A 23,982-nucleotide genomic window follows, 5' to 3' on the forward strand; every position below is an offset into this window, starting at 1 on the left:
CGAGTGTGATGTGGATCCTATCCAAGTGAGCGAGAGCATGGACCGGCTCCGGCCGGTGAGCTATACCCATGGCGCATGGGAGGTGCCGCTGCTCGGCGATACCATCGGCGCCGACCTGGACCGCACGGCCGCCGCGCACCCGGAGCGCGACGCCCTGATCGACCACGCCTCCGGGCTGCGCTGGACCTACCGCGAGTTCGTGGCCGAGGTGGACGCGCTGGCGCTGGGCCTGCTGGCCTCAGGGTTGGGCAAGGGCGACCGGGTGGGCATCTGGGCGCCGAACTGCCCGCAGTGGACCTTGACGCAGTACGCGACGGCCAAGATCGGCGCGGTGCTGGTCAATATCAATCCGGCGTATCGGTCGCACGAGTTGCGGTACGTGCTGCGGCAGGCCGGGATCCGGGCGCTGGTGGCCGCGCCGTCGTTCAAGACCTCCGACTACGCGGCCATGATCGCCGAGGTGCGGCCGGAGTGCCCGGAGCTGGACCGGGTGGTGCTGCTGGATTCCCCCGAGTGGGTCGGGCTGTTCGTCACCGGCCGCGCCGCCGACCCGCGCACCCTGGCGATGGCGCAGTCGGAGCTGTCCGCCGACGACCCCATCAATATCCAATACACCTCGGGCACAACGGGTTTCCCCAAGGGCGCGACGCTCAGCCATCACAATATCCTCAACAACGGATACTTCGTGGGCGAGCTGTGCGGCTACACCGAACAGGACCGCATCTGCATCCCGGTCCCCTTCTACCACTGCTTCGGGATGGTGATGGGCAATCTGGCCGCCACCAGTCACGGCGCCGCCATGGTCATCCCCGCCCCGGCCTTCGATCCGCGCGCCACCCTGGAAGCCGTTGCGGCCGAACGCTGTACCTCGCTGTACGGGGTGCCGACCATGTTCATCGCCGAACTGGCCGAACCCGATTTCGAGAGCTACGACCTGTCCAGCCTGCGCACCGGCATCATGGCCGGCTCGCCGTGCCCGGTGGAGGTGATGAAGCAGGTCATCGAGCGCATGGGCATGCGCGAGGTGAGCATCTGCTACGGCATGACCGAGACCTCGCCGGTGTCCACCCAGACCCGCCGCGACGACAGCCTGACCCAGCGCACCGCCACCGTGGGCCGAGCCGGGCCGCATATCGAGATCAAGATCGTGGATCCGGGCACCGGGCTGACGGTGCCGCGCGGGGAACCCGGCGAACTGTGCACGCGCGGCTATTCGGTCATGCTCGGCTACTGGAACGACGCCGAGAAGACCGCCGAGGCAATCGATTCCGCGCGCTGGATGCACACCGGCGACCTGGCCACCATGGACGAGGACGGCTATGTCGCGATCACCGGCCGCATCAAGGACATGGTGATCCGGGGCGGGGAGAACATCTACCCACGGGAGATAGAGGAGTTCCTCTACACTCACCCCGACATCCTCGACGCCCAGGTGATCGGCGTGCCCGACGCCAAATACGGCGAGGAACTCATGGCTTGGGTCCGGTTGCGAGAGGGCGCGCCGGTATTGACCGCCGAGAGCCTGCGCGCGTATTGCGCCGGGCGGCTCGCCCATTTCAAGATTCCCCGCTACGTGCACATCGTCGATGAATTCCCGATGACCGTGACCGGCAAGATCCGCAAGATCGAGATGCGCGAGCTCGCCGCACGACTGCTCGGCCAGTCCAGCCAGGAGGACGCATGACCGCCAATACCGACGCCTACCGCACCGCGCGCGATCAACTGCTGGCCGTCGCAACCGATTACGACGCCGCGCTGCGCACCTTCGAATGGCCGCGGCTGAGCGGGAAGTTCAACTGGGCGCTGGACTGGTTCGACGCCATCGCGCGCGGCAACGACCGGACCGCGCTGTGGATCGTCGAGGAGGACGGGCGCGAGCAGCGAATCAGCTTCGACGAGATGGCGATTCGCTCGGATCGGGTGGCGGCGTGGCTGGCCGGGCTGGGCGTGGCCAAGGGCGATCGGGTGATGCTCATGCTCGGCAATCAGGCCGAGCTGTGGGAGGCCATGCTGGCGGTGGCCAAGCTGGGCGCGGTCATCATGCCGACCACCGGCGCGCTCGGCCCGGCCGATCTGACCGATCGAATCGAGCGTGGCGGAGCGCGTTTCGTCATCGCCAACACCGCCGACACCGGCAAGTTCGACGAGGTGCCGGGCGATTACACGCGAATCGTGGTGGGCGAGGCGGTATCCGGATGGCGGGACTACGCCGACGCCGCCGATGCCGAACCGACGGGTCCGTTCGAATCCCGGACCGAGGTCGACGACCCCCTGCTCGTCTACTTCACCTCGGGCACCACCAGCAAGCCGAAGATGGTGCAGCACTCGCAGATCAGCTACCCGGTCGGGCATTTGACCACCATGTATTGGCTGGGTGTTCGCCCCGGTGACACCCACCTGGCCATCAGCGCGCCCGGCTGGGCCAAACACGCCTGGAGCTGCTTCTTCACGCCGTGGCTGGCCGAGGCGACCATCTTCGTTTACAACTACGCGCGTTTCGATGCCAGTTCGTTGCTGAATCAACTTCGGCGCGCCGATGTGAATACCTTCTGTGCGCCGCCTACGGTGTGGCGCATGCTGATTCAGGCGGACCTCGGCGAGCGCCCCGCCGGCCTGCGCGAAATCCTCGGCGCGGGTGAGCCACTCAACCCGGATGTGATCGCACAGGTCGAGAAGGCCTGGGGTCTCACCATCCGCGACGGGTTCGGCCAGACGGAAACCACGCTGCAGGTTGGTAATACGCCCGGACAGCCACTCAAGCCCGGTTCCATGGGGCGGCCCGCCCCCGGCGTCCCGGTGGTGCTGGTGGATCCGATCAGCGGGCAGCTCGCCGACGAGGGCGAGATCTGCCTGGACCTGGCGGCCGCGCCGGTGAACCTGATGAGCGGCTACCTCGGCGATCCGGACCGCAATGCCGCGGTCATGGCCGGCGGCTACTACCACACCGGTGACGTGGCCGGCCGCGACGCCGACGGGTACATCACCTATATCGGCCGCACCGACGACGTGTTCAAATCCTCCGACTACAAGGTCTCGCCCTTCGAACTCGAGAGCGTGCTCATCGAGCATCCGGCGGTGGTCGAGGCCGCGGTGGTGCCGCAGCCCGACGACACCCGGCTGGCGGTGCCCAAGGCGTATGTTTCGCTGGCCGCCGGTTGGGAACCCGATGTCGAAACCGCCCGCGCCATCTTCGAATACGCGCGCGATCACCTGGCCCCGTACCTACGGGTGCGCCGAGTCGAGTTCACCGAGCTACCCAAGACCATCTCCGGCAAGATCCGCCGGGTCGATCTGCGCCGGCGCGAGGACGACGCGCACGCCGCCGGCCGGCCCATCCCCACCGAGTTCCGCTACGAGGACGTTCTCACCGAAAAGAAGCCGTAACCCGCCGCAAACCATCCCTACGAGAAATGGAGCCTCCGAGTGCCCCACACGCTGGAAACCGCCACCGCTTTTGTCATCGCCGAGCTGGAAGCCAAGGGCACCGCGTCCGCCGACGACTTCGACGTGCGCGCCATTGTCACCGCAACGCACAACATCACGGAGACATGGGATTTCCACACGGTGGATCGCAGGAGGTTCTGGGGAATCGCGGCGACGTTCCTGCGACCGTGACCGGCGCGGCGCCACCGCGCCGGTGACGGTGGCCGCAGTTCGGTGAATTCCCGGGAATTGCCCGGGATTTCGCCGCAACATAGCTTGATGCACACCTCCGACACAGTCTTGATGCCCCGCTTCATCCTGTCTCGTGCGGCTGCGGCGGGAATCGATCCGAATCGGCTGGCCCGTCAGGCCGGTATGCCCGACTGGTTACTGAGCGATAGCAATGCTCGCGTCCCCAGCCATTACTACCCCCGGCTGTGGGAGCTGCTGGAACACGAACTCGGAGACCCGGATACGACGCTGCGGGTGGTGGGCGGCTACCGGGTCGGCGAGCTCGGCCTGTTCGACTATCTGATCTCCACCGCCGACACCCTCGGCGAGGGGCTGAGCGTGGTGGGGCCCTACGTCGGCGCGGTGAGCACCAATTTCCGGATGGACGCCGGGGAACAGACCGAGACCGAATCCACGTTCAACCTCTACATGATCAATGCCGAGGGGCACGGTCGCGACCTGTCCGTGCAATCCTCGCTCGGCATTCTGGTCTCGCGCATCCGGCAGGTCACCGGGCGGCCCATCGACCCGGTGCGGGTGGCGTTCCAGCAGCGCGCGCCCCGCACCCTGGATGCCTTCCGCGAGCATTTCGGCACGGCGGAACTGGATTTCGGTTCGCCGGTCAACAGCATGACCTACCGGCTCACCGACTTCGAATTGCCGCAGGTCACCGCCGATCCCATGCTGGCGGCGGTGCTGCGGCGCTATGCCGCCACCATGCCGCCGCCCCCGCCGCGCGCCACCGAATGGCCGGACCGGGTGGGCGGGGTGCTGGAAAAGCTGCTGCGCCTGGGCGATCCGGCGCTGGAGGAGGTGGCGCGGCGGCTGTTCACCAGCCCGCGCACCCTGCAACGCCGGCTCACCGAATCCGGGACCACCTGGCGGCTGGAGGTGGAGCGCGCCCGCAAGCGCCATCTCGAACAGCTGGAGTCGGTCGCCGAAGCGCCGTGAACACGTCCGCGGAATGGGCCGACAGCATTCTCATGGCCCGGTTCGTGCTGAACCGGGCCGCCCGGGCGGGCCTGGATCCGGACGCGCTGGCGCGGCTGGCCGGGGTGCCCAATTGGCGGGAGGGCGGCGAGGACACGCGCGTGGCCAACCGGCTCTGCGTGCGGCTGTGGGAGCTGCTGGAGCAGCGGACCGGGGACGCGGAGATCGCGCTGCGCTCGGCCGACGAGAGCACGCCCGGTGAGCTCGGCCTGCTGGAATACCTGTTCCTGTCCGCGGATACGCTCGGCGAGGCGCTGATCGCGTGCATCCGCTACTGCGGGTGCCTGACCACCAGCTACAGCCTGCTGATCGGCGCGCACGACGCCGAGCAGGTGAGCTTCGAACTGCTCACCGTGACCGAGGAGTGCCGGGGGCGGGAACTGTTGGTGCACTCCGCATTCGCGCTGCTGATCAGCCGGAGTCGCTGGGCCACCCGCAATCACGTGGATCCGGTGCGAATCACGCTGCGCCAGAGCGCACCCGCGGAGCTCGGCGCGTTCCGGGAACTCTTCGGCACCGCCGCCATCGAATTCGGGGCAGCCTCGGACGCCATCACCTTTCACACCCGGGATCTGGCGCTGCCCATGAAGACCGCCGATCCCGATCTGACCGCCGTGCTGACCGGTTACGCGGCGGCCATGCCGGCGCCGCTGCGCTTCATGGTGACCTGGGCCGAACGGCTGGCGGCGGCGCTGGACGCGGCGCTCGACGAGAACACCGCCACCCTGGAAGTCGTTGCCCGCCGCTTGCACACCTCGCCGCGTTCGCTGCAACGCCGGCTCGCCGAAGCCGGGACCACCTGGCGGCGCGAGCTCGATCAGGCCCGCCGCCGGCGGCTCGAGGAAGCCACCCATCTGCCTCGCGCGCGGCAGGCCGAACTGCTCGGTTACGCCGACCCCGCGGCCTTGCGCCGGGCCGCGCAGCGCTGGAAGCTCAGCGACAGCACCTGAGCCGATTCCCGCGAGCGCGCCGCCCGCAGTGGCCGGCGCGCGTACGCCGAACGCGAAACCCCTACTCCCAAGGGGTCTTCCGGCTACCGGCGGGCAAAATTTTGGCGTGTTCCCCTGCGCTTTGGCGCTTTCGACTCTCCCCAACCCCCTAATCGGCCCCGACACTGGACGAAACGCCTCTCGACACCCCTCGGCGACCGATCGGAGCTTGGCATGCCACACACCCCGGAAACCGCCACCGCCTACGTGATTACGGCACTCGAGGCCAAAGGTACCGCCACCAGAGACGATTTCGACGTCCCCGGCATCGTCACCGCTACCCACGCGCTCACCCAGTCCTGGGACGTGCATCTGCTGGATCGCCGCATGTTCTGGAATATCGCCGCGTCGTTCCTACGGACGTAGCTCCTCGGCGTGGGAGGCGATGCGCTGCAACAACTCCATGAGCACCGCCTGCTCCGCCGGCGAGACGCATTCCAGCACGCGCGCCCGCAGCTCGCCCGCGACGGCCGAAACGCGTTCGTGGGCACGGCGGCCCGCCGGGGTCAGCGTGACGACCTCCACCGAGGTCAGATCCACCCAGCCGCGGTCGATGAGCCGATCCACGAACGGGCGCATGGTGGGTTCGAACTCGGACCGGAACGCGGACATGGTGTAGTCGAGCTCGCCCAGCGTGATCGCGCCGTAGGAGATGGCGTTGAAGACCTGCCAGGTGCGGGCGTCCAGATCCTCGGCGGCGAGATAGCGGGCCAGCGCCTCCTGGATCGAGCGGTCGATCTGCTTCAACCAGTAGACCAGGGGCCGTTGTTCACGAATAGCGGCGAGCTGGGCGCGGTCGGACATCGGGCTCCTTCGCTGGTCGGATTCCGGGCCACCGCCTCCGGCAGCGGAACCGGCGAGCCCCCGCAGGCCAGGTAACCACGCGGGCCCGGCGCGCCGCATCGGACATCTGCCCCATTTCCGCGGTGAATCAGGCTCCGGGCGTACCGCTTTCGCCGAGGGCCGCCATGAGCTGCGCTTCGGTGATCGGCGGCACCGGCAGCGGATGGGCGGCCGCGGCGCGCAGGCCGTCGAAGGTGAGCGCCAGATGCCGGCGCCAGGCGTCCGGCGCGATCGCGGCGGTGGCCTCCACGATGCGGGTGTGCGCCCAGGTGATGAAGCCGAGATCCTCGAGCACCCAGTCCGCGCGCAGCACCCCGGCACGCTGTGCGCGCGTGACGATTTCGCGCATCTTGGCATGGCCCTGCTCGCGCGCCCGGGCGACCGCGGGACCGGGGGCGGCCCGCACCGCGAGCTCGCTCAGCAGTCGGTCGCTCGCCTGCAGTTCGCACACCCGCTCCACCAGGTAGGTGAAGGAATCCCAGGGATCGTCGATGGTCAGCGCCGCGTCGGCGATGCGCTCACCGGCCTCGAGGCGATCCTCGACGGCGGCGGCGATGAGGTCGTCGCGGGTCGGGAAGCGGTTGTACAGGGTTCCGATGGCCACGCCGGCGCGGGCCGCGATCTCCTTGAGCGGGGCGTCCAGCCCGCGCTCGGTGAACACCTCGCGCGCCGCGCCGACCAGGGCGTCGCGATTGCGGCGCGCGTCGAGGCGCAACGGCTTGTTCGAGGACATGCGCCGATCCTACAAATCCGGGCATCGAATTAAGTTGAGCCTGAGTTCAAGTTAGTGCTAGCGTCGGCGAGGTAACTTGAACCTACGCTCAACTTAATGAGGCAGTCATGGCAAAGACCATCGCCATCTTCGGATTCGGGCCCGGCCTGGGCATGGGAGTCGCCCGCGTCTTCGGGCGCGAGGGGTTCCGGATCGCCGTCGTCGGACGGCGGCCCGGCAAGGCCGAACAGCATGTGCGGGACCTGAAGGCCGAAGGCATCGAAGCCGTCGCGTTCCCCGCCGACGTCACCGATCCGGCACAACTCGATGCGGCCGTGACCGCCATTCGCGGCAGCCTCGGAGAGATCGACGTCGCCCTGCACGGCGCCTCCGCCGAAATGACCGACCGGGCGCCCAGCACCCTCGAACTGGATGTGCCGAGCCTGAGCGTGCCCATCACCCTCAAAGTGCATTCGCCGATCCTGATGACCCGGGCGCTGGCGCCGGACATGATCGCGCGCGGCGCGGGCACACTGCTGTTCTCCTCGGGTTCCTCCCCGGATCTGCCGTTGCCCTACCTGTCCAATTTCGGCGTGGCTCTGGCCGCGCAGCGCGGGTATGTCCAGCAGCTCGCGGCGGAGCTGGAAGGCACGGGCGTGTACGCCGGAGTGCTGAATATCGGCGTGCTCATCGAGGACAGCCGGGCTCAGCTGATGCTGGACGAGCGGCCCGAGCTCGCGCCCGAGGGCATCGAGATCGCGCGTATGTCCGGTGCCGAACTGGGCGAACACTATTGGCGCATGTACCTCGAACGCGATCGGGTCGAGGTGAACGTCGGGTTCTGATCAGAGCGGCAGTTCGAACCGATGGAACCGGGCCGCGATATCGAGACCGGCCAGCTCGAGCGCGGCCCGCACCGGATCGTCGTCGAATTCGAAGACCCGCAGCACCAGCACGTGCGGCATCTCGTCGTGCAGTTCGGTGATGAGCGCGCCGGTCAGGCCCGCCAGTGCCAGCGCGTCGATCTCGCCGTAGGCGAAGCCCTCGCCCACATTGATATAGGCCTCGCTGCCCAGGATCGAGGTGGTGATGGTGGCGACGGGGCCCGCCGATTCCGGATCCAGCAGCGCCACCGCGAGCACATGCCCCGGCGGATCGGAGGATTCGGCCAGGGCCTGCAGGACGCAGTCCAGCGGGGCGGCCTGGGCTATCGCGGCGGGCGCGATCCAGCTGCGCGGTTCCGCGGTCCACAGGCGGGCGTACTCCTCCTCGACCTTCGCGCCGAGCAAGCCGGCGGCCAGGCCCTCGGGACCGGTGTCGCCGCCGCTCCAGCCCAGGGCGGGCAGACCGGCCGCGCGGGCCTGTTCGGCGGCCCCGGTGAGCAGGGCCAGCACCACGGCCTCCTCCTCACCGGTGGCGGTCTCGAAGTCGTAGTGGCCGAGCTGGATCCGCCGGACGTAGCGGGCGGCGTAGAGGACTTCGGCTTCGGCGCTGCCGGATTCGCCGCGATGCAGTTCGGCCCAGCCCACCAGTTCGCCCCCGCGCCGGGCGGCGACGATGCCGATGCGATCCGGGTCGGCGACCGGCTGCTGATCCTCCAGATCGGCCAATCCGGCCATGCCCGCCAGTTCACTCGCCAGGCGCAGCCCGGTACCCGGATGCGTATCCCATTCGAGCGTTATGTCCACACGCGCACCCTAACCGCGAATTCGCGGAAAGTTTGCCAATTGCCCCGGCCGGGCGCGACATCGCAATGTCAGGCCTCGCGCCGTGCCTTCGCCCGGCGTTTGCCCTCATGCATGGCCTGTACTCGGGCCACCGGAATGGTGTGGCCTTCCGCCAGCAGATCGGCGGGCAGGTCCTGCGGTTCGGGCATCTCCTCGGCCCAGGGATCGCTGTCGCCGAGCAGTTTCGGGACGGTGCGCAGGGTGAAGTCGTGCGGGTCGGCATCGGCCAGTTCGGACCAGCGCAGCGGGAAGGAGACGGTCGCGCCCGGGCGCACGCGCGGACTGTAGGCGGCCACCACGGTCGCGCCGCCGGAGCGAGTGGAATCGAGGAAGACCTTGCCGTGCCGGTCCTCCTTGATGAAGGCGGTGGTGGCCAGGGCCGGGTCCAGGCGTTCGGCGCGGGCCGCGATGGCGCGGGTGGCGGCGGCCGCGTCGTCCAGGGAGACCGGGCGGACCGGGACGAAGATGTGCACGCCCTTGGAGCCGCTGGTCTTGACCGCGCCCGCCAGACCGTCGTCCGCGAGGGCCTGGCGGATGAGTTCGGCGGCCCGCACCACCTCGCGGAACGATTGCGCCGGATCGGGATCGATGTCCAGCACCAGATGCGTCTGGCTGCCCGAATAGTCGGCCAAGCCCGCGGCGAGCAGCAGGGTGGTGTGGTATTCGACGGCGCGCTGATTGCCGAACCAGATCAGCGTGCGCACCTCATCGCAATCGGCATAGGAGATTTCACGTTTCGAGCTGCCCGCCCACAGCGTGACGCGGTGCACCCAGTCCGGGGTGTATTTGGGCAGGTTCTTCTGCATGAACGGTTCCTGGCCGGGGCGCACCCGCACCACCGACAGCGGGCGGCCGGCCAGCTGGCGCACCAGGCGCTCGCCGATCACCTCCAGGTAGTCGACGAGATCGCCCTTGGTGGCGTCCGCCCCATCGAACAAAGGACTGTCCAGGCTGCTCAGCTTGATGCCCATCCGGACGTCATCACCCATCAACCCACCCTGCGCCGCGAAGGGGACCGCGTCAACCGGGGCGCGCGTACCGTTGCTTATGGCTTTGTCGCGGCGGGAGTTGTTGAGGTTCGGCGGGGTGGGGGCGTCGGCGGTGCTCGTCGGCGCGGGCGCGGTGAGCAGCGGGCGGTTCGCGGCGCCGCGGCGGATCGGCGGCGATCCGTTCACGCTGGGGGTGGCGTCGGGGGATCCGGCGCCGGACGGGGTGGTGTTGTGGACGCGGCTGGCCCCGGATCCGCTCGCGCCGGACGGGCACGGCGGGATGGCGCTGGCGCCGGTGAGCGTGGATTACGAAGTCGCGCACGACGAGTACTTCCGGCAGGTGGTGGCGCGCGGAACGGTGGTGGCGACGCGGGAGCTCGGGCACAGCGTGCATCCGGAAGTCGGTGGGCTGGAGGCGGATCGGTGGTATTTCTATCGATTCCGGGTGGGGTCGGCGATCTCGCCGGTCGGCCGGACCCGGACCGCGCCCACGGCCGGGCAGGCGGTGTCCCGGTTGCGGTTCGCGTTCGCTTCCTGCCAGTCGTGGCCTTCGGGGTATTTCACGGCGTACGAGCATATGAGTGCCGAGGATCTCGATCTCGTTGTGCACCTGGGGGATTACATCTACGAGCGGGGGTGGCGGTGGGGGCGGCTGGGGACGCCGGTCGATCCCGGGTTCCGGGACGAGGTGTTCGATCTGGCGGGGTATCGGCTGCGGTACGCGCAAGCCAAGAGCGAAGGGCCGTTGCGGGCGGCGCACGCGGCGTTTCCGTGGCTGGTGACCATGGACGATCACGAGGTCGACAACAATTGGGCGGGCGATACCGCCGGGATCGGGATCGATGTCTATCGGGTGCCGGCCATGTTCCGGCGGCGGCGGGCCGCGGCGTTCCAGGCCATGTACGAGCATCAGCCGTTGCGGCGGGCGCAAATGCCTTCGGGGCCGGACATCCTGCTGCACCGGCGGTATCGGTACGGGGATCTGGCCGAGATCACCATGATCGACACCCGGCAGTATCGGAACAAGCCGGCGTGCGAGCCCGGGTTGCTGTGGGGTGGATGCACGGATCCGACCGCCGCGGATCGCACCATACTCGGTGCGCGGCAGCGGGATTGGCTGCTCGATGGGTTCAGCAGCTCGAACGCGCGGTGGCAGGTGATCGGCAATCAGGTCGCCATGGCGCGGTCGGATTACGATCCGGGACCGGGGGTGGATCTGGGGTCGGACGGGTGGGACGGGTATGTGGCCGACCGAAATCGGGTGCTGGGCGGGGCGTCGGCGCGCGGGGTGCGGAATCTCGTCGTGCTCACCGGGGATCGGCATCACAACTACGCGGCGGATCTGCGGCGGGATTACGCCGAGCCCGAATCACCCATCGTGGGAGCGGAATTCACGGGGACGTCGATCACCTCCGGCGGGAACGGGTCGGATATGAACGACACCGGGCGGGATCTGCTGGCGGCCAATCCGGATCTGAAGTTCTTCAACGGGCAGCGCGGGTATGTGCGGGTCGAGGTGGATCATCGCCTGTGGCGCAGTGACTTCCGGGTCGTGCCGTATATCGACCGGCCGGGCGCCGGGGTCGAGACGCGGGCGGGTTACGTCGTCGAGGACGGGGTGCCGGGCGTCACCGCCGCCACCGCGCCGTCGGCACCGGCGGTCACGCCCGCGCATCCACGGTAGCCAGCGCCGCCCACAGCAGCGGGGAATGCTCGATGCTCGATGCGGCCTGCCAGGCGTCGAGCTGCTTGCGCTGCCAATCGTTCAGGGCGACAACCGGATCCGATTCCTCGTGGGCGGCGTCGACGGCGCGGATGGCGTGCTGGAGCGGGCGGCTGCCCGGCGGCGCGCCGCCCAGGCGTTCGAAGGCCAGATCGGTGGGCAGCGGCCAGCGCCCGGCCGTGACCAGCTCCGCGCCGCCGGTGAGCATGGCGGAGATCAAGCCGAACGCCTCCCCGAAGCGCAGATCGCCGCCGCTCTCGCAGGCGATGAGCGCCACCCGGCTGGGAATCGGCCACAGTTCCGGGCCGGTGCGCGGCTCCGGCGCGAGGGTATGGGTGCCGAGCAGCAGATCCCGCGCCGACAGTGGCCGGTGATCCCGCTGCGCCGGAGCGAAACCCACCGCATCCGCAGTACACGCCAGATGCATGGTGGCCGACTCGCTCTGTCCCGACGCGGGCGCGACCGCGGTGACATGCCCGACATAGAGCAGCCGGGACGCCCCCGCCCGCAAGGCCTCCCCCAGCCACTCCCGATCCACATCGGTCCGCCGGAACACCTCCACCGGATCCCCCGTCGCCGGCACCAGCCGTCCCCGCTCCGCCAGCTCCGCCACCAATTCGGCGACCGGCGCATCCGCCGTCATCCGCCCGAGCACGGACCCCAGCACCGAATCCGCCCGGAACCCCGGCACCCGCGGATCCAGCACCGCCACCACCGGCAGCTCCCGAGTCTCGTTCCAGGACTTGGCGATCCGCGCCGGCGCCTGCACGATGCCCGCCGGGGCCAGGACGCTGGTGTCCGCCATATCCAGCAACCGCAGGCCCGGATCGGGAGCCAGCAGCTCCCACGGCAATTGCGCCACCCGCGGCGACGGCTGAATCCGCAGATGCGGCCGCAACCCCTTGCTGTGGAACTCGTGCGTAGCCACGGCGAGGTTGTACGGCAGAAACGCCGCCGAAAGCTCCTGCGCCAGCACATGCTCGGACTCGAACGACGCCAATTCCCCTTCCGTGAGCGCGAATTCGAGCCCGAACGGGTCTCCCGGGGCGGGCAGCGCCGCCGAGAACCGCCGCATGGCCGCCTCGAGCTGCTCGCGCGGCACCACCCCGATCCCAGGCGGAGCCACATCATCTACCCACCGCCAGGTGATGAACAGATCTCCCGCGTCGGCCATGCGCACCAAGGCCGTCGGCCGCGCACCCGTCATCGGGCCACCACCCGCCGAGGCGAAAACGCCGCATGAAATGCCCTGCGGCCAGGTTCCATCCGACCCACTCGGCGACGACCTGGGCTCACCGTCCGCCACACAGCCGATGGCCGGCAGCAGGACCGCACCGGATCCCCGGCATGCCGCATTCGCCCGCCGCGCAGGTTGACGATCTCCTCGTGGTCGAGCGCTTGTCGCGTCACGACGGGCCGTAGCCACCTGCCGCCGAGTCGCGTCATGAGCGGACCAGGCGGTTGTCGCGGAGCGGACGGCCGTAGCGTCCTTCGGCGGCGGCGATCCAGGCGGCGAGAGCGATGTGGCCGTCGGGGCCGACCGCTACGCGGGGTGGCGGGGCAACCGGCAAGCCCGCTGTCGCGGCCACGGCGGCCAGGGCGGTGCCCAGTTGCAAGGCGTCGTCCGTCGGGCCCGAGAGCGCCGGTGGCGGGGTGACCGGGCGGCGCGCTTCGAAGGGGGCGACGGGGGGTGCGGAGAGGCGGGATATGTCCAGGGTGGTTCCGGCGCATTGGGTTTCGATGAGGTCGGCGATCAGGCGGCCGTCGCCGGCCAAGTAAGCGTAGTGGAAGGCGACGCGCATGGCCGGGTCGGCTACGCGGCGGTTCCAGTTCTCGCGTTGGGCGCCGTCGGGGAGTTCGTAACGGACGGCGTCCAAGGCCAGTGCGGCGGGGAGGGCGAGATCGACGGCTCGGGCCAGCAGGCCGGGGACGGATTCCAGGAGCGGGCCGAACAATTCGGCCAGCCAGAAATCCATTTGGGCGCAGTGCAATCCGAGTCCGCGTTCGGCGAAGACCGTGCGAGCGGCGATCACTTCGGCTTCGGCTTCCTGGAAGCGGCCGGCGGCCATGGCGACGGAGGCGAGGCGGGTGCGGACCTCCGCCGCTTCCATGATCGCGCCCGAGGCTTCGAAACTGGCCAGGGCGGCGCGGTATTCGACGTCCGCCGCCGCGTGCTCGCCGCGATGCTCGGCGAGGAAACCCATGAGCTTGCGGCCGACCCCGGCGCGCAGGGTGACACCGGCCGCTTCGAAATACTCCTGTGCGGGCCGCAATACGGGCTCGATGTCGTCGAAGCGCCCGGCCCGGACGAACATCAGCGCCAGATTCAGCTGCGCTTCAGCCACGCCGTCGCGCGCCCCAGCAGCGTCGAACGCCACCAGCGCCTGCCCCGCGAAATCCTCCGCCAGCTCCCATCGACCGGTCTCGAAATGCGCTGCCGCCAAGTTCATCAGCGCATGCCCCGCCCGATCCGGCACGTACCGCACCGCCACCCCCAGCGATTCGTTCGCCAGCTCGATGGCCCGAGACCACTGCTGCCGATACACCGCCAGCGCCGTCGCCGCCACCAGCGCCGCGAACCGCATCTCCCCCGGCGCGCCGTCCTCCGCCACCAGCACCCGCGCCCGCTCCAGCGCGTCCTGCGCCCCGTCCAGATCCCCCAGATGCTGCAACGCCTGCGACAACCCGATCCACGCTCCCGGCCGCATCCGCGGCCCCGGCCCCGTCATCTGGGCCAACGCCGCCCGATACTTCGCCGCCGCCCCCGCATGATCCCCCAGCTGATCCAGCACCGTGGCCACATCCACCATGGCGCACACCCGCAAATCCCCCGTCTCGACCCGCTCCGCCTCCTCGAACGCCCACAGCGCCGCCGCGAACTCCCCCCGCCCCACCAGCTCGGCCCCCGCCCGCAACAACTCCGACTCCCCCTCGCCTTCCGGGGAATCGCCGGTATCGGCTTGCACCATCAGAAGTCCGAATCGTCGGCGGCGGCCGCTATTTCGGCGAGTAGCGGGGCGTCGGCGGCCGCGTCGTCGGCTGGGATACCGCCAGCGAGGCGCAGGCGGGTGGTGGCGAAATCGCGGATTCGGCGGCGCAGTTCGGGGGTCCCGGAATCGTGGAAGACGCCGAAGCCGGGGACTCGGATGTCTACTCGGGCAATCGATTCCGGGACGTGCAGGGCAATGGTTCCGATCCAGGCGTCTCCGGACAGCCGGAGAGCGGTCTCGTCGGATTCGATGGCCGCACGCGGTTGCTCACCGGATTGCGCTCCGCCGGTGCCGTTTCCATTGCCGGACCCGGCCGGGATGATCCTGGCCCAAGGGCGCAGGTGCGCGGGTACGGCGGCGGGGGTGCCCGGGGCGGCGGTCACGCTGACGGTGACCGAATTGGCACCGGCCGCCCGCGTCAGCTGCCAGGAGACGGCGCGTTCGGAGGCGTCGATCAGGCCGGGCGGGCAGTCGCGCCAGTCCCAGCCGTTGGTGCCGCGGGCCAGCGTCAGGGCATCGGGGTGGGGTGGTTCGGAGCCGGCGGCCAGGGCGTAATCGGATGCGCGGGGGAAGGATTCGATCAGCGCGGCGATTTCGGGGGCGATGGCGTCGGCGCCGGCGACGAGGGGGTCGCATTCCTCGGTGAGGGCGGCTATGTCGCGGTCGAGGAGAGCCGGGTCCAGCGCGGCGATGCCGTCGAGGGTGGAGGCGGGCCACCAGCGGGCCGCCCAGTGCGCGTACGCGAGGCGGCGGGCGCTCACTGCCAGCGGCAGTAGGGCGGGGGTAGCGGTTTCCCCGCCGGGGATCGCGGGGTGATCACCCGGGACCGCGAGGTGCACGCCGGGCGCCGTGGGGTTTTCGGCGGGGTGGGCGTCGGCCAGGGCGAGGGCGATCGGTTCGCCGTAGATGGCCCACACCCAGTCCTGGGCGGCGTCCACGTCGTCGATGACGGCGGCGGGCAGGAGCCGGCCGTCGAGCACGTTCCAGGTGAGGTGGCCGCCGGCTACCTCGAGCACCATGGTGCCGGGGGTGGCCGGGCCGTCGAGCACGGTCGGGGCGCCGGGCGGGAGCAGGCCGTAGAGGCCGCCGCCGTAGGGGTGGATCCGCAAGGCCGAGCTGGTCATCCCGCCCTCGATTCCATTGCTTCCGGTTCGTTCACGCTGGTCGCGAGCGCCCGCTTCACGCGGGTGCGGTGGTCGAGAATCACCGATCGGGCGACGCCGTCCAGCACATCCCAGAGTTCACCGGCCGAATAAAGCGGGAACTCCCGGACGTCCCAGCCGTGCAGTCGCGCCCACAATCGTCGCAGATAGGGCCGCCAGGGCACCTGAAGGTCGGCCGCGATGGCCGCCAGCGGGCCGGTGGTCGCGGCCGGGTCCGTCCGAACCGCCAGCCGACGCGCTTGCAGCACATAGGCTTCGCGCTGCCAGCGACCGTTGATCACCCGGGCGGCTGCCGTGTCCGCCCGCTCGCGGGCATCCACACCCGGCCGCTCGCAGCCGTCCGTGCCCATCCGCTCGACGGCGTCCGTTCGGCGCGCACCGTCCGCAGCGCCCGAAGCCCCGGCGCTCGGAGCCCGAACGCCCGTGCCGGCCATCGTGGCCGCGGTTCCGGCGATCTCGTGCACCACCTCGAGTCCGGTGCGCGCGGCGGGCAGGCCCGCGATGGGGCGCAATTCCTGTGCGAGCACCGCGCCGGCGGCGGCCGCCACGCGCAGTGATTCGTCGAGCAGCGCCCAGGGCGCGCAGGCGCGGGCGATCTCGGCGGCCACGAGTTCGGGGATTTCGGGGAGGTCGGCGCGTTCGCTGGAGGCCTGGAGAACGGTGAACACCCGCTCGTGGATGGTGCGGTCGAAGGGCAGGCCGAGGGTGGCGGTGGCGGCGGAGGTTCCGACCATGGGCGGGCGCGGTTGCGGATGCAGGGTGAGGCCGAGTTCCTGTGCCGCGCCGGTGTTTTCGTCGAGCCAGAAGGCGATGCCGGTGTGGGTGCCGGCGAGCGCCGCGACCAGGTCGTCGAGGTCGATATCGGCCGGGTCCTCGCCTAGTCGTTCGGCGGCGCAGGCATCCAGCAGCAGCGCCAACTGCGCGGCGTGGCGAGTCGCGGGGGTGTGCGGGCGGCGACCCCACGCGGTGGCGATCAGGGCCGCCAGGTCCCGTTCCCGGGCCGGGTCGGTGAGGTATTCGCGCAGCGCCTGGGTGGTGCGGCCCGCGGTCAGATCGTGGATTTCCCGCAGCGCGGCTTCGGCGGCGGCCCGGTCCCGGGTGGCGTCGGGCATGCCGGAACGCGTCGCCAGTTCGAAGCAGCGCTGGAAGTACTGGTCCTGGGCATTGCCCTCGGTGATGCGCAGCGCCCGCCGGGTCTGCTTGAGCAGGGTGAACCAGGCCGCGGTGGCGCGCAGGACATCGGAGGCGGCATTGACCCGGGTCGCCAGCAGCACCGCCCCGTCCTCGGTGAGCACCGCCCCCGCGCACAGCGGATTTTGAACCGGGCGAATGACCAGGGGATCGAGGATCAACTTCACGGTGCGGCGCAAAGGCCCCCCGTGCGGTCCGCTCAACGCCTCGACGCCGTCGAGATGCCGCCAGACCTCGTCCAGCACCATGGCCCGCGGTCGTCGCATTCGCCCAGGTTAGCGGAGTGCGGCGCGGATTCGCGCACCGAAAGTTGGGATCGGTAGGGCACGGCCGGATTCCTACTGTTCTGGCAACGGCTCCGCACGAGAGCCGGAAGAACGAGAACAAGGAATCACCATGAACGCCAAATCCTTCCGCCGCACCGCCACCGCGCTCGTCGCCACCGCCGCCGCCATCGCCCTGGTGACCGGCTGTTCCGACGACAAGAGCAGCACCACCGTCACCGAGCGCTCCAGCTCCGCGGCCCCGGTCGCCCCCGGCAACCCGGCCCCGACCGGCGGCAAGTCCACGGCCATCGTGGACGGCAAGGCCATCGACGCCAAGTTCGACACCACCTGCGCCAAGCAGGGCGGCACCCTGGCCCTCGCGCTCACCGACCTGGACAACGCCACCTACGGCAACCTGAGCGTGAGCGCCACCCTCACCGGTGACGACACCGTGCAGGCGGTCGGCATCGCCGGCACCAAGGGCGGCAGCAACGGCTCCCCGTACGCGGTCGGCTACGGCAACGGCGTGCCCGGCGGTTCGGCCAAGGTCACCAAGAGCGGCAACACCTACACCGTCACCGGCGAGGGCGTCGGAGGGGTCGACCTCGCCAATCCGCTTGCCGGACCGAAGAACTCGAAGTTCGAGATCGTCTTCGCCTGCTCCAGCGTCGTCGGCGGGTAATGCTCCACCCCCGCTCATGCCGGATTGGCATGAGCGGGTTAGTTCACCTTTCCCGTTCCCGCACAACACTTCCCGAGGACATCATGACCACGAACATTCGCGTCGCCGCCCTGGCCCTGGGTGGCCTCGCCATCGCCTACTACCTGTGGAACGGGCTCACCTCCGACAGCGTGTTCGGCTGGGTCGGCTGGCAGCTGGCCCTGCCGATCATCGCCTGCACCCTGATCCCCATCGTGTTCGCGTTCACCGGCGAAGGCATCATGTCCGCCTTCACCGGCCTGAACAGTTCCGAATTCCGGGACGGCGAACTCGGCATCGGCACCGTCCGCGCCTTCGCCCAGACCGGCCTGACCGTCAACGACCAGCCGCAGATCCGGCTCGATATGCAGGTCGAGACCCAGGACGGCAAGACCTTCGACTCGCACGCCAAGATGATCATCCCGCTCACCGAGCTGGCCCTGCTGCGCCCCGGCGTGGTGCTGCCGGTGCGCTACCTGCCCGGCCGCACCGATCGCGTCGAGGTCGACCTGTCCGGCGATACGGACGGCGCGCAGGAAGCCATGAACGCCAGCATGATTCGCAAGGGCTTCACCACCGAGGCCAAGCTCGACATCGGCCGCCGCGGCGTCCCCGCCCAAGCCGTGGTGCGCGCCCTGTCGGTGCCGGGCGAGATCCGCGACGGGCACTCCCGCCTGGATCTGACCCTGGTGGTCACCCGCCCCGACGGCAGCACCTTCGAGACCCGGACCGAGAAGTTCCTGCCGCCCTCCAGTGTGGCCCAAGTGCAGGTGGGCCGGGTGGTGCAGGTGCGGTATCTGCCGGAGAACGAGCGCGAGGTGGTGCTGGCGCTGCCGGTGAACACCTGAATTCGGTTCCGGAATCCATTGAGCCGCAGGCATAATGCCTGCGGCTTTCGCTTATCCGGCGACTATTCGTGGTTCATCGGTAGCTGTCAGCATCGCCGGCCGCCACCTTGACCTTCGGCAACAGTCAGGACACCGACGCGGCGCGCGGCGGAATGGCGTTGCTGGCCATCGGTTTGCTGCTGACCGTCCTGCTGCGCCCGGTGGCGGCGATCTGCCAGGCGAGCTGGCTGTCCCGGGCCCGCGCCAATGCCGATCTGTTCGCCCCCGCCGCCGATCATCGCCTCGCGCCCGGCTGGGCCGTCGGCGGCTGGTTCGTGCCGGTGGCGAGCTGGTTCGTGCCCGCCCTGGTGGTCGGCGACGTGGTCCGGGCGAGCGACCCGGCCGGAACCGGTCTGCGGGCGGTGGCGGTGTGGCGGTCCGCCCGGGTCCTCGGCGATCTGGCCTTGCTCATCGGAGTTTTCAGCCTGTTCTCGCTCGGGCGCGACGGGGTGTCCACCCTCGCGCAAGCGTTGATCAGCGCCGCCGTCTCCTATCTGGCGGCCGCCCTGGCGCTGCGCTCGGTCGCCTTCACGGTCGCGGGTTGGCAGGACGGGCGTCGACCGAATCAGTAGGGCCGGGCCTGACCGGACCAGCGGGGCGCGAGTTCGGTGCCCAGCGCCGACGGGAAGGACACGTGCGCCGGGTCGCCGTCGGCGGTGTAGCGCTGCTCCGGGTGGGCGGCCAGCTGGTCGAGCCAGTATCCGGAATCGAACGGGACGTCGCCGCGCCCGGATCGGATGCGCGGAATGCCGTCCGGGTCCAGCGCGCCGAAAGGCGCTGGGGCCGGGTTGGATCCGACCAGCAGCACCCCGTCGAAGGCATAGCCGACGCCGCCCCAGCTGCCCACGCGGGCCAGGGCGCGATCCGATGGCGAGATGCCGAGCGGGAGCGCCATGGTGCGGACGGTGTAGCCGGGCACGGTGGCGCCGATGGCCCGCACGTTCTCGGCGAATTCCTGCTGCACCCCGGCCGCGTCCAGACGGCCCAGGTTGGCGTGACTCGCGGTGTGCGCACCGATTTCGTAGCCGTGCGCGACCAGCCACGGCAGCGCGCGCGGATCGTTGCCGAACGGTTCGTTGTTCACATAGAACGATGCCGTCGCCGGGAAGTCGGGATGGCGGGCCGCGAACTCCTCCAGGATGCCGACCGCGGAATCCGGTGCGACCGCACCGCTGTCGGTGAAGCCGAGCTGACTGCGGGTGGAATCGTCGAAGGTGAGCACCACCGGATGCGTACCGGCGGGCAGGTTCAGATCCCCGGAAAGGTAGCGGGACAAGGTAACCGGGCGATAGCCCTCGCGGTACAGCCGATCGAGTTCGGCGCTGAATTCGGCGGGGGTCTGATCGTATTCGCCGCCCGGCACCGCCACGATCTGGTGATACATCAGCACCGGCACCAGTCCGAGCTCATTGGCCGCGACGGTTGCGGGATCGGGCGGCGGCGCGGTGGTCGAGGCATCGGCGGGAGCCACCACCGCCGCGGCCGGATCGGCGGGCGAACCGCATCCGGCGAGGGCGGCGCACATCAGCCCCGCGGCGACCATCCGGACCACAGATCCCCGCTTCATCGCCGCAACGCTACGCCGCGACAACGGTTTTGGGATGATCTCGGTAAAACCGGCCGCACCGCGTCACCCAGCGGCGATAGTGATGCCAAAACGTCTGTGGAAGTTGGTGTGTGCCTTGCTCATGCGGCTCCGGTCATCCAACCGGCGACGGTTCGCCCTGTTCACGGTCGGCGCGGTGCTGGCCCTGTTACTCGGCGCGATCCTGCTCACCGCCGGGGGCAGGGATCCCTCCCGCGCGGCGGCCGACACCGAACCCCCGGGCCTGGAGGTGATCCAGCCCGATCCCGTTGGCTCCTACCGGGATCCGGTGACGCTGCGCGGCGTCGCGGCGGGCGCGGAACGGGTGTCGGTGGGCGAGCAGTCGACGCAGCCGGGCCCGGACGGGGCGTTCGAGCTGCGGCTGTCCCAGCGCCCGGTGAACGCGACGGTGGTCGCGGTGGACAAGGCCGGAAACCAGACCACCCGGCCGCTGACCGTGAATTTCGCGCTGCCGCGGCTGCGCGCGGTGCACGTGACCGCCTACGGCTGGGCCTACGAGGGCCTGCGCGAACCCGTGCTGGACCTCGCCCGGCAGGGTCTCATCGACACCGTGCAGCTGGATATCAAGGACGAGGACGGCGTCGTCGGCTACGACTCCCAGGTGCCGCTGGCGCGCGAATCCGGTGCGGCGACCACCATCTACGACGCCCGCGCCGCCCTCACCCAGCTGCACGACATGGGCATCCGGGTGGTGGGCCGGATCGTGGCCTTCCGTGATCCCACCATGGCGACCTGGGCCTGGCACAACGGCCGGCCCGACTGGGTCCTGCAGAATCCGTCCGGCGCGCCGTACTCCAGTCACTACGGACCGGTCGCCTTCACGAACTTCGCGAACCCCGAAATCCGGGCCTACAACATCGATCTCGCGGTCGAGGCGGCCAAGCTGGGCTTCGACAGCGTCATGTACGACTACATCCGCCGCCCGGACGGCAGCCTGTCCAGCATGATCTTCCCGGGACTGACCGAGACGCCGTCGGAGTCCATCGCCGGATTCCTGCGGGACAGCAAGGATCCGGTGCACGCGGCCGGAGCCTCGGTGAGCGCCGCCGTCTTCGGCATCGCCGCCACCCGCCCGGACGAGATCGCCCAGGACATTCCGGCCATGGCGCGCCAGGTCGACTACCTCGCGCCCATGCTCTACCCGTCGCACTGGAATTCCGGCGAATACGATGTGGCCAGCCCGAATTCGCAGCCGTACGACATCGTCTTCCGGTCGTTGCAGGACTTCCGTGCGCGGGTGGAGGGCACCGGCGCGACCATCGTGCCGTGGCTGCAGGACTTCAGCCTGGGCGTGTCCTACGGCGACGCCCAGGTGCGCGCGCAGATCGACGCCACCCGGGACGCCGGTTACGACGGGTTCGTGCTGTGGAACCCCGGCTCGACGTATCACGGTGGCGCACTGCGTAATTGAGCGCCACCGCGACCCGGCTACGGCAGCGGCAACGCCGGCGTGGCCGGGAATTCGACCGGCAGCGCGGTCAGCGCCCGGTGGAACGGCCCGGGCCGCCACACCAGCTCGCCGGGCGCGACCGCCAGCCGGATCTCCGGAATCGCGTCCAGCAGTTGATCGATGGCCTCCTGTGCGATCAGATACGCCATCGCGCTGGCCGGGCAGGCGTGCGGTCCCGTGCCCCACGCCAGATGCGATCGATTGCCCACGTGATCGGCGATGCTCACCGCCGGATCCACATTGCAGGCCGCGATGCTGATCACCACCGGCTGATGCGCGGGCAGCCACACGTCCTCCACCAGCGTGGGCTGGCGCGGAAAACTGATGCAGAAGTTGGCCATCGGCGGATTGTCGAACAGCACCTCGTCCAGCGCGTCCCGGGTGGCCAGGCTGCCGCCGACCAGGCTGCCGCCGAAACGTTCCTCGGTGAGGGTGAGCAGCAGCGAGTTCACGATCAGGTTCTGCTGCGGTTCGATGCCCGCGCCGTAGAGGGTGGCCAGCTGGTGCACCATCTCGGCATCGGTGAGCTCGGCGGGATGGCCGAGCAGCCGGCTGGTCAGGTCGTCGCCGGGGGCGGCTCGCTTGTGCGCGGCCAGTTTCGACAGCGCGTCCACGAGCAGCTTGTTGCCGGCTCCCGCGTCGACGCCCTCGAAAATGGCCGCGAATCCGGCCGCCGCCTGCCGCGCGATCTCCTCCGGACAGCCGAGCAGCTCGTTGAGCACCGCGAAGGCCACCGGAAAGGCGTACTCGCGCACCAGATCCGCGCTGCCGCGCGGTCCGAAGGCGTTGATCAGCGGCACCGCCACCCGCGCCACCGTGGCCGGCAGGGCGAAGTGATCGACCTTGTCCAGGCCGGCGGTATTGGCCTGCCGGTAGCGGGCGTGCTCGGCGCCGGAATTGCGCAGGGCGTTGGGCCGCCATTGCATCATGGGCAGCACCGGGCAGTCCTCGGGCACATCGCGCTGCCAGGTGCGCGGATCGGCCGGAAAGCGGTCCGGATCGTTCATGATCCGGACCGCCGTGTAATAGCCGAGCACCAAGGTGGCCGGCACCCCCGGCGCGAGTTCCACGGGCGCCAGCGACCCGTATTTCTCGCGCATCTCGCGATAGACCCGCTGCGGGTCGGCGGCGAACTCCGGGGTGTACATCGGCACCCGGGCGCCGGTGTGTTCGAGCGGGGATCCGTGTGGGGACGCGGATGTGATCATTGCAGGCACTCCAGAGTTCGAGCGGTCGAGCCCCGCGAGCCTAAGCAGCGGACCGTCCGGTCGCACACGGATTCGCGTTTCCGCTCAGCGCCGGGCGGTCACCAGCAGATACTCCCACTCCATCCGGCCGCCGCCGAGATCGTGCCGGGCCGCCAGATCGGCCAGTTCCCGATCGAGTCCGGCGATCCGCTCGGGGTCGCCGGACAGCGATTTGTAGACCGCCACCGTCGGACCGTAGTTGGTCTTGAAGAAATCGCGGAATGCCGCGCCGTCCGGGAAGCAGTCCACCACGGCGTGCTCACGGGTGAATTCGAGCTCGGACACCTTGTCCCCCAGCAGTTTCCGCACATGGTCCGGGTCGCCCCAGAGCGGCGGCGGCTGGGCGCCGGCCGGCGGCGGGGGCGCGTAGGGCTTCATGGTGGCGAACATCTGCCCGATGAATCCGGCCGGGGTCCAATTGATCAGCCCGATGGTGCCGCCCCGCGCGGTCACCCGCACCAGCTCATCGGCCGACTCCTGATGGTGCGGCGCGAACATGAGCCCGACGCAGGACAGCACGATGCCGAATGCGCCGTCCGGGTACGGCAGTCCCTGCGCGTCGCCTTCCTCCCAGGTGACGTCCACTCCGCGCGCGGCGGCCAGCGCCCGGCCCGCCTCGAACAGTTCCGGCGTCAGATCGCTGGCCACCACGTCGGCTCCGGTCGCGGCGGCCGGAATGGCCGCGTTCCCGGAACCGGCGGCGATATCGAGCACCCGGTCACCGGGGCCGACACCGCAGGCCCGGACCAGGCGCGCACCCAGCTCCGGGATCACCGTGGCGGCCACGCTGGGGTAGTCGCCCGAAGCCCATACGGCCCGCTGGCGGGTTTTCACATCGAGAGGCAAGGTCATCGA

23 protein-coding genes are annotated in these 23,982 nt (G+C 69.9%); 12 read left to right on the forward strand and 11 right to left on the reverse strand.

Going from position 1 to position 23,982, the window contains the following annotated elements:
- Positions 1–37: 37 nt before the first annotated feature.
- From LTV02_RS19200 to LTV02_RS19225, 6 genes are all read left to right on the forward strand, one after another.
- Entirely contained in the window at positions 38–1,684 is a 1,647-nt protein-coding gene (locus tag LTV02_RS19200) for an AMP-binding protein (RefSeq protein WP_233041624.1), read from the forward strand.
- On the forward strand, positions 1,681–3,384 hold the full coding sequence (locus tag LTV02_RS19205; RefSeq protein ID WP_233041271.1) for an AMP-binding protein: 1,704 nt from the start codon (positions 1,681–1,683) through the stop codon (positions 3,382–3,384). Before LTV02_RS19200 ends, LTV02_RS19205 begins: the two co-directional genes overlap by 4 nt.
- 39 nt (positions 3,385–3,423) lie before the next feature.
- Positions 3,424–3,615: a hypothetical protein gene (locus LTV02_RS19210; protein ID WP_067715750.1), complete on the forward strand. Its 192-nt coding sequence runs from the start codon at positions 3,424–3,426 to the stop codon at positions 3,613–3,615.
- Between the two features lie 111 nt (positions 3,616–3,726).
- Positions 3,727–4,605 (forward strand): AraC family transcriptional regulator ligand-binding domain-containing protein, encoded by an 879-nt coding sequence (locus tag LTV02_RS19215; protein WP_233041272.1) that lies wholly within the window; start codon positions 3,727–3,729, stop codon positions 4,603–4,605.
- Positions 4,602–5,594 carry an AraC family transcriptional regulator ligand-binding domain-containing protein gene (locus LTV02_RS19220; protein WP_233041273.1) on the forward strand — a complete coding sequence of 331 codons (993 nt, stop codon included), beginning with the start codon at positions 4,602–4,604 and terminating at the stop codon, positions 5,592–5,594. The genes LTV02_RS19215 and LTV02_RS19220 overlap by 4 nt, the downstream gene beginning before the upstream one ends.
- Positions 5,595–5,807: 213 nt before the next feature.
- Positions 5,808–5,999 carry a hypothetical protein gene (locus tag LTV02_RS19225; RefSeq protein WP_067715756.1) on the forward strand — a complete coding sequence of 64 codons (192 nt, stop codon included), beginning with the start codon at positions 5,808–5,810 and terminating at the stop codon, positions 5,997–5,999.
- On the opposite strand, the gene LTV02_RS19230 is transcribed toward LTV02_RS19225, so the two are convergent.
- Together LTV02_RS19230 and LTV02_RS19235 are read right to left on the reverse strand one after the other, a co-directional pair.
- Positions 5,988–6,437, reverse strand: coding sequence for a MarR family winged helix-turn-helix transcriptional regulator (locus LTV02_RS19230; RefSeq protein ID WP_233041274.1), 450 nt, complete (start codon positions 6,435–6,437; stop codon positions 5,988–5,990). The genes LTV02_RS19225 and LTV02_RS19230 overlap by 12 nt on opposite strands.
- Before the next feature lie 127 nt (positions 6,438–6,564).
- Entirely contained in the window at positions 6,565–7,209 is a 645-nt protein-coding gene (locus LTV02_RS19235; RefSeq protein WP_067715761.1) for a TetR/AcrR family transcriptional regulator, read from the reverse strand.
- A gap of 107 nt (positions 7,210–7,316) precedes the next feature.
- On the opposite strand from LTV02_RS19235, the gene LTV02_RS19240 reads away from it, so the two are divergent.
- Positions 7,317–8,033: an SDR family NAD(P)-dependent oxidoreductase gene (locus LTV02_RS19240; RefSeq protein WP_233041275.1), complete on the forward strand. Its 717-nt coding sequence runs from the start codon at positions 7,317–7,319 to the stop codon at positions 8,031–8,033.
- Here the strand turns inward: LTV02_RS19240 and LTV02_RS19245 are convergent, their stop codons facing one another.
- Both LTV02_RS19245 and LTV02_RS19250 read right to left on the reverse strand, forming a co-directional pair.
- Entirely contained in the window at positions 8,034–8,876 is an 843-nt protein-coding gene (locus tag LTV02_RS19245; RefSeq protein ID WP_233041276.1) for a hypothetical protein, read from the reverse strand.
- Between the two features lie 68 nt (positions 8,877–8,944).
- Positions 8,945–9,907 (reverse strand): DNA polymerase domain-containing protein, encoded by a 963-nt coding sequence (locus tag LTV02_RS19250; RefSeq protein ID WP_218028403.1) that lies wholly within the window; start codon positions 9,905–9,907, stop codon positions 8,945–8,947.
- 55 nt (positions 9,908–9,962) lie between these two features.
- On the opposite strand from LTV02_RS19250, the gene LTV02_RS19255 reads away from it, so the two are divergent.
- Positions 9,963–11,588 carry an alkaline phosphatase D family protein gene (locus LTV02_RS19255; RefSeq protein WP_233041277.1) on the forward strand — a complete coding sequence of 542 codons (1,626 nt, stop codon included), beginning with the start codon at positions 9,963–9,965 and terminating at the stop codon, positions 11,586–11,588.
- Here the strand turns inward: LTV02_RS19255 and LTV02_RS19260 are convergent.
- From LTV02_RS19260 to LTV02_RS19275, 4 genes are all read right to left on the reverse strand, one after another.
- Positions 11,566–12,834 carry a CHAT domain-containing protein gene (locus tag LTV02_RS19260; RefSeq protein WP_233041278.1) on the reverse strand — a complete coding sequence of 423 codons (1,269 nt, stop codon included), beginning with the start codon at positions 12,832–12,834 and terminating at the stop codon, positions 11,566–11,568. The two genes, LTV02_RS19255 and LTV02_RS19260, sit on opposite strands and share 23 nt — an antisense overlap.
- Positions 12,835–13,069: 235 nt before the next feature.
- Entirely contained in the window at positions 13,070–14,596 is a 1,527-nt protein-coding gene (locus LTV02_RS19265; RefSeq protein ID WP_233041279.1) for a tetratricopeptide repeat protein, read from the reverse strand.
- Positions 14,596–15,741, reverse strand: a complete 1,146-nt coding sequence (locus tag LTV02_RS19270) for a proline dehydrogenase family protein (RefSeq protein ID WP_233041280.1) — start codon at positions 15,739–15,741, stop codon at positions 14,596–14,598. The genes LTV02_RS19265 and LTV02_RS19270 overlap by 1 nt, the downstream gene beginning before the upstream one ends.
- Positions 15,738–17,219 carry a hypothetical protein gene (locus tag LTV02_RS19275; RefSeq protein ID WP_233041625.1) on the reverse strand — a complete coding sequence of 494 codons (1,482 nt, stop codon included), beginning with the start codon at positions 17,217–17,219 and terminating at the stop codon, positions 15,738–15,740. Before LTV02_RS19275 ends, LTV02_RS19270 begins: the two co-directional genes overlap by 4 nt.
- 148 nt (positions 17,220–17,367) lie before the next feature.
- Between LTV02_RS19275 and LTV02_RS19280 the strand changes: the two genes are divergently transcribed.
- From LTV02_RS19280 to LTV02_RS19290, 3 genes are all read left to right on the forward strand, one after another.
- Entirely contained in the window at positions 17,368–17,919 is a 552-nt protein-coding gene (locus tag LTV02_RS19280) for a lipoprotein LpqH (RefSeq protein WP_233041281.1), read from the forward strand.
- 83 nt (positions 17,920–18,002) lie between these two features.
- Complete coding sequence (locus tag LTV02_RS19285; protein WP_233041282.1) at positions 18,003–18,785, forward strand: hypothetical protein; 783 nt, start codon at positions 18,003–18,005, stop codon at positions 18,783–18,785.
- Between the two features lie 107 nt (positions 18,786–18,892).
- A complete protein-coding gene (locus LTV02_RS19290) occupies positions 18,893–19,396 on the forward strand; it encodes a DUF4328 domain-containing protein (protein ID WP_233041283.1) in 504 nt (167 codons plus the stop codon).
- Here LTV02_RS19290 and LTV02_RS19295 read toward each other — a convergent pair.
- The gene (locus LTV02_RS19295; RefSeq protein WP_233041284.1) at positions 19,390–20,391 is read right to left on the reverse strand and encodes a polysaccharide deacetylase family protein; all 1,002 of its coding nucleotides are present in this window, start codon (positions 20,389–20,391) and stop codon (positions 19,390–19,392) included. The two genes, LTV02_RS19290 and LTV02_RS19295, sit on opposite strands and share 7 nt — an antisense overlap.
- A 121-nt stretch (positions 20,392–20,512) precedes the next feature.
- Here LTV02_RS19295 and LTV02_RS19300 point away from each other — a divergent pair, with 121 nt between their 5' ends.
- Positions 20,513–21,841 (forward strand): putative glycoside hydrolase, encoded by a 1,329-nt coding sequence (locus tag LTV02_RS19300; RefSeq protein WP_233041285.1) that lies wholly within the window; start codon positions 20,513–20,515, stop codon positions 21,839–21,841.
- A gap of 17 nt (positions 21,842–21,858) precedes the next feature.
- On the opposite strand, the gene LTV02_RS19305 is transcribed toward LTV02_RS19300, so the two are convergent.
- Positions 21,859–23,088, reverse strand: a complete 1,230-nt coding sequence (locus LTV02_RS19305; RefSeq protein ID WP_233041286.1) for a cytochrome P450 — start codon at positions 23,086–23,088, stop codon at positions 21,859–21,861.
- A gap of 84 nt (positions 23,089–23,172) precedes the next feature.
- Entirely contained in the window at positions 23,173–23,979 is an 807-nt protein-coding gene (locus LTV02_RS19310) for a class I SAM-dependent methyltransferase (protein WP_233041287.1), read from the reverse strand.
- Between the last annotated feature and the right edge of the window lie 3 nt (positions 23,980–23,982).

It is taken from the genome of Nocardia yamanashiensis (assembly GCF_021183565.1).
Taxonomy (GTDB): Bacteria; Actinomycetota; Actinomycetes; order Mycobacteriales; family Mycobacteriaceae; genus Nocardia; species Nocardia yamanashiensis.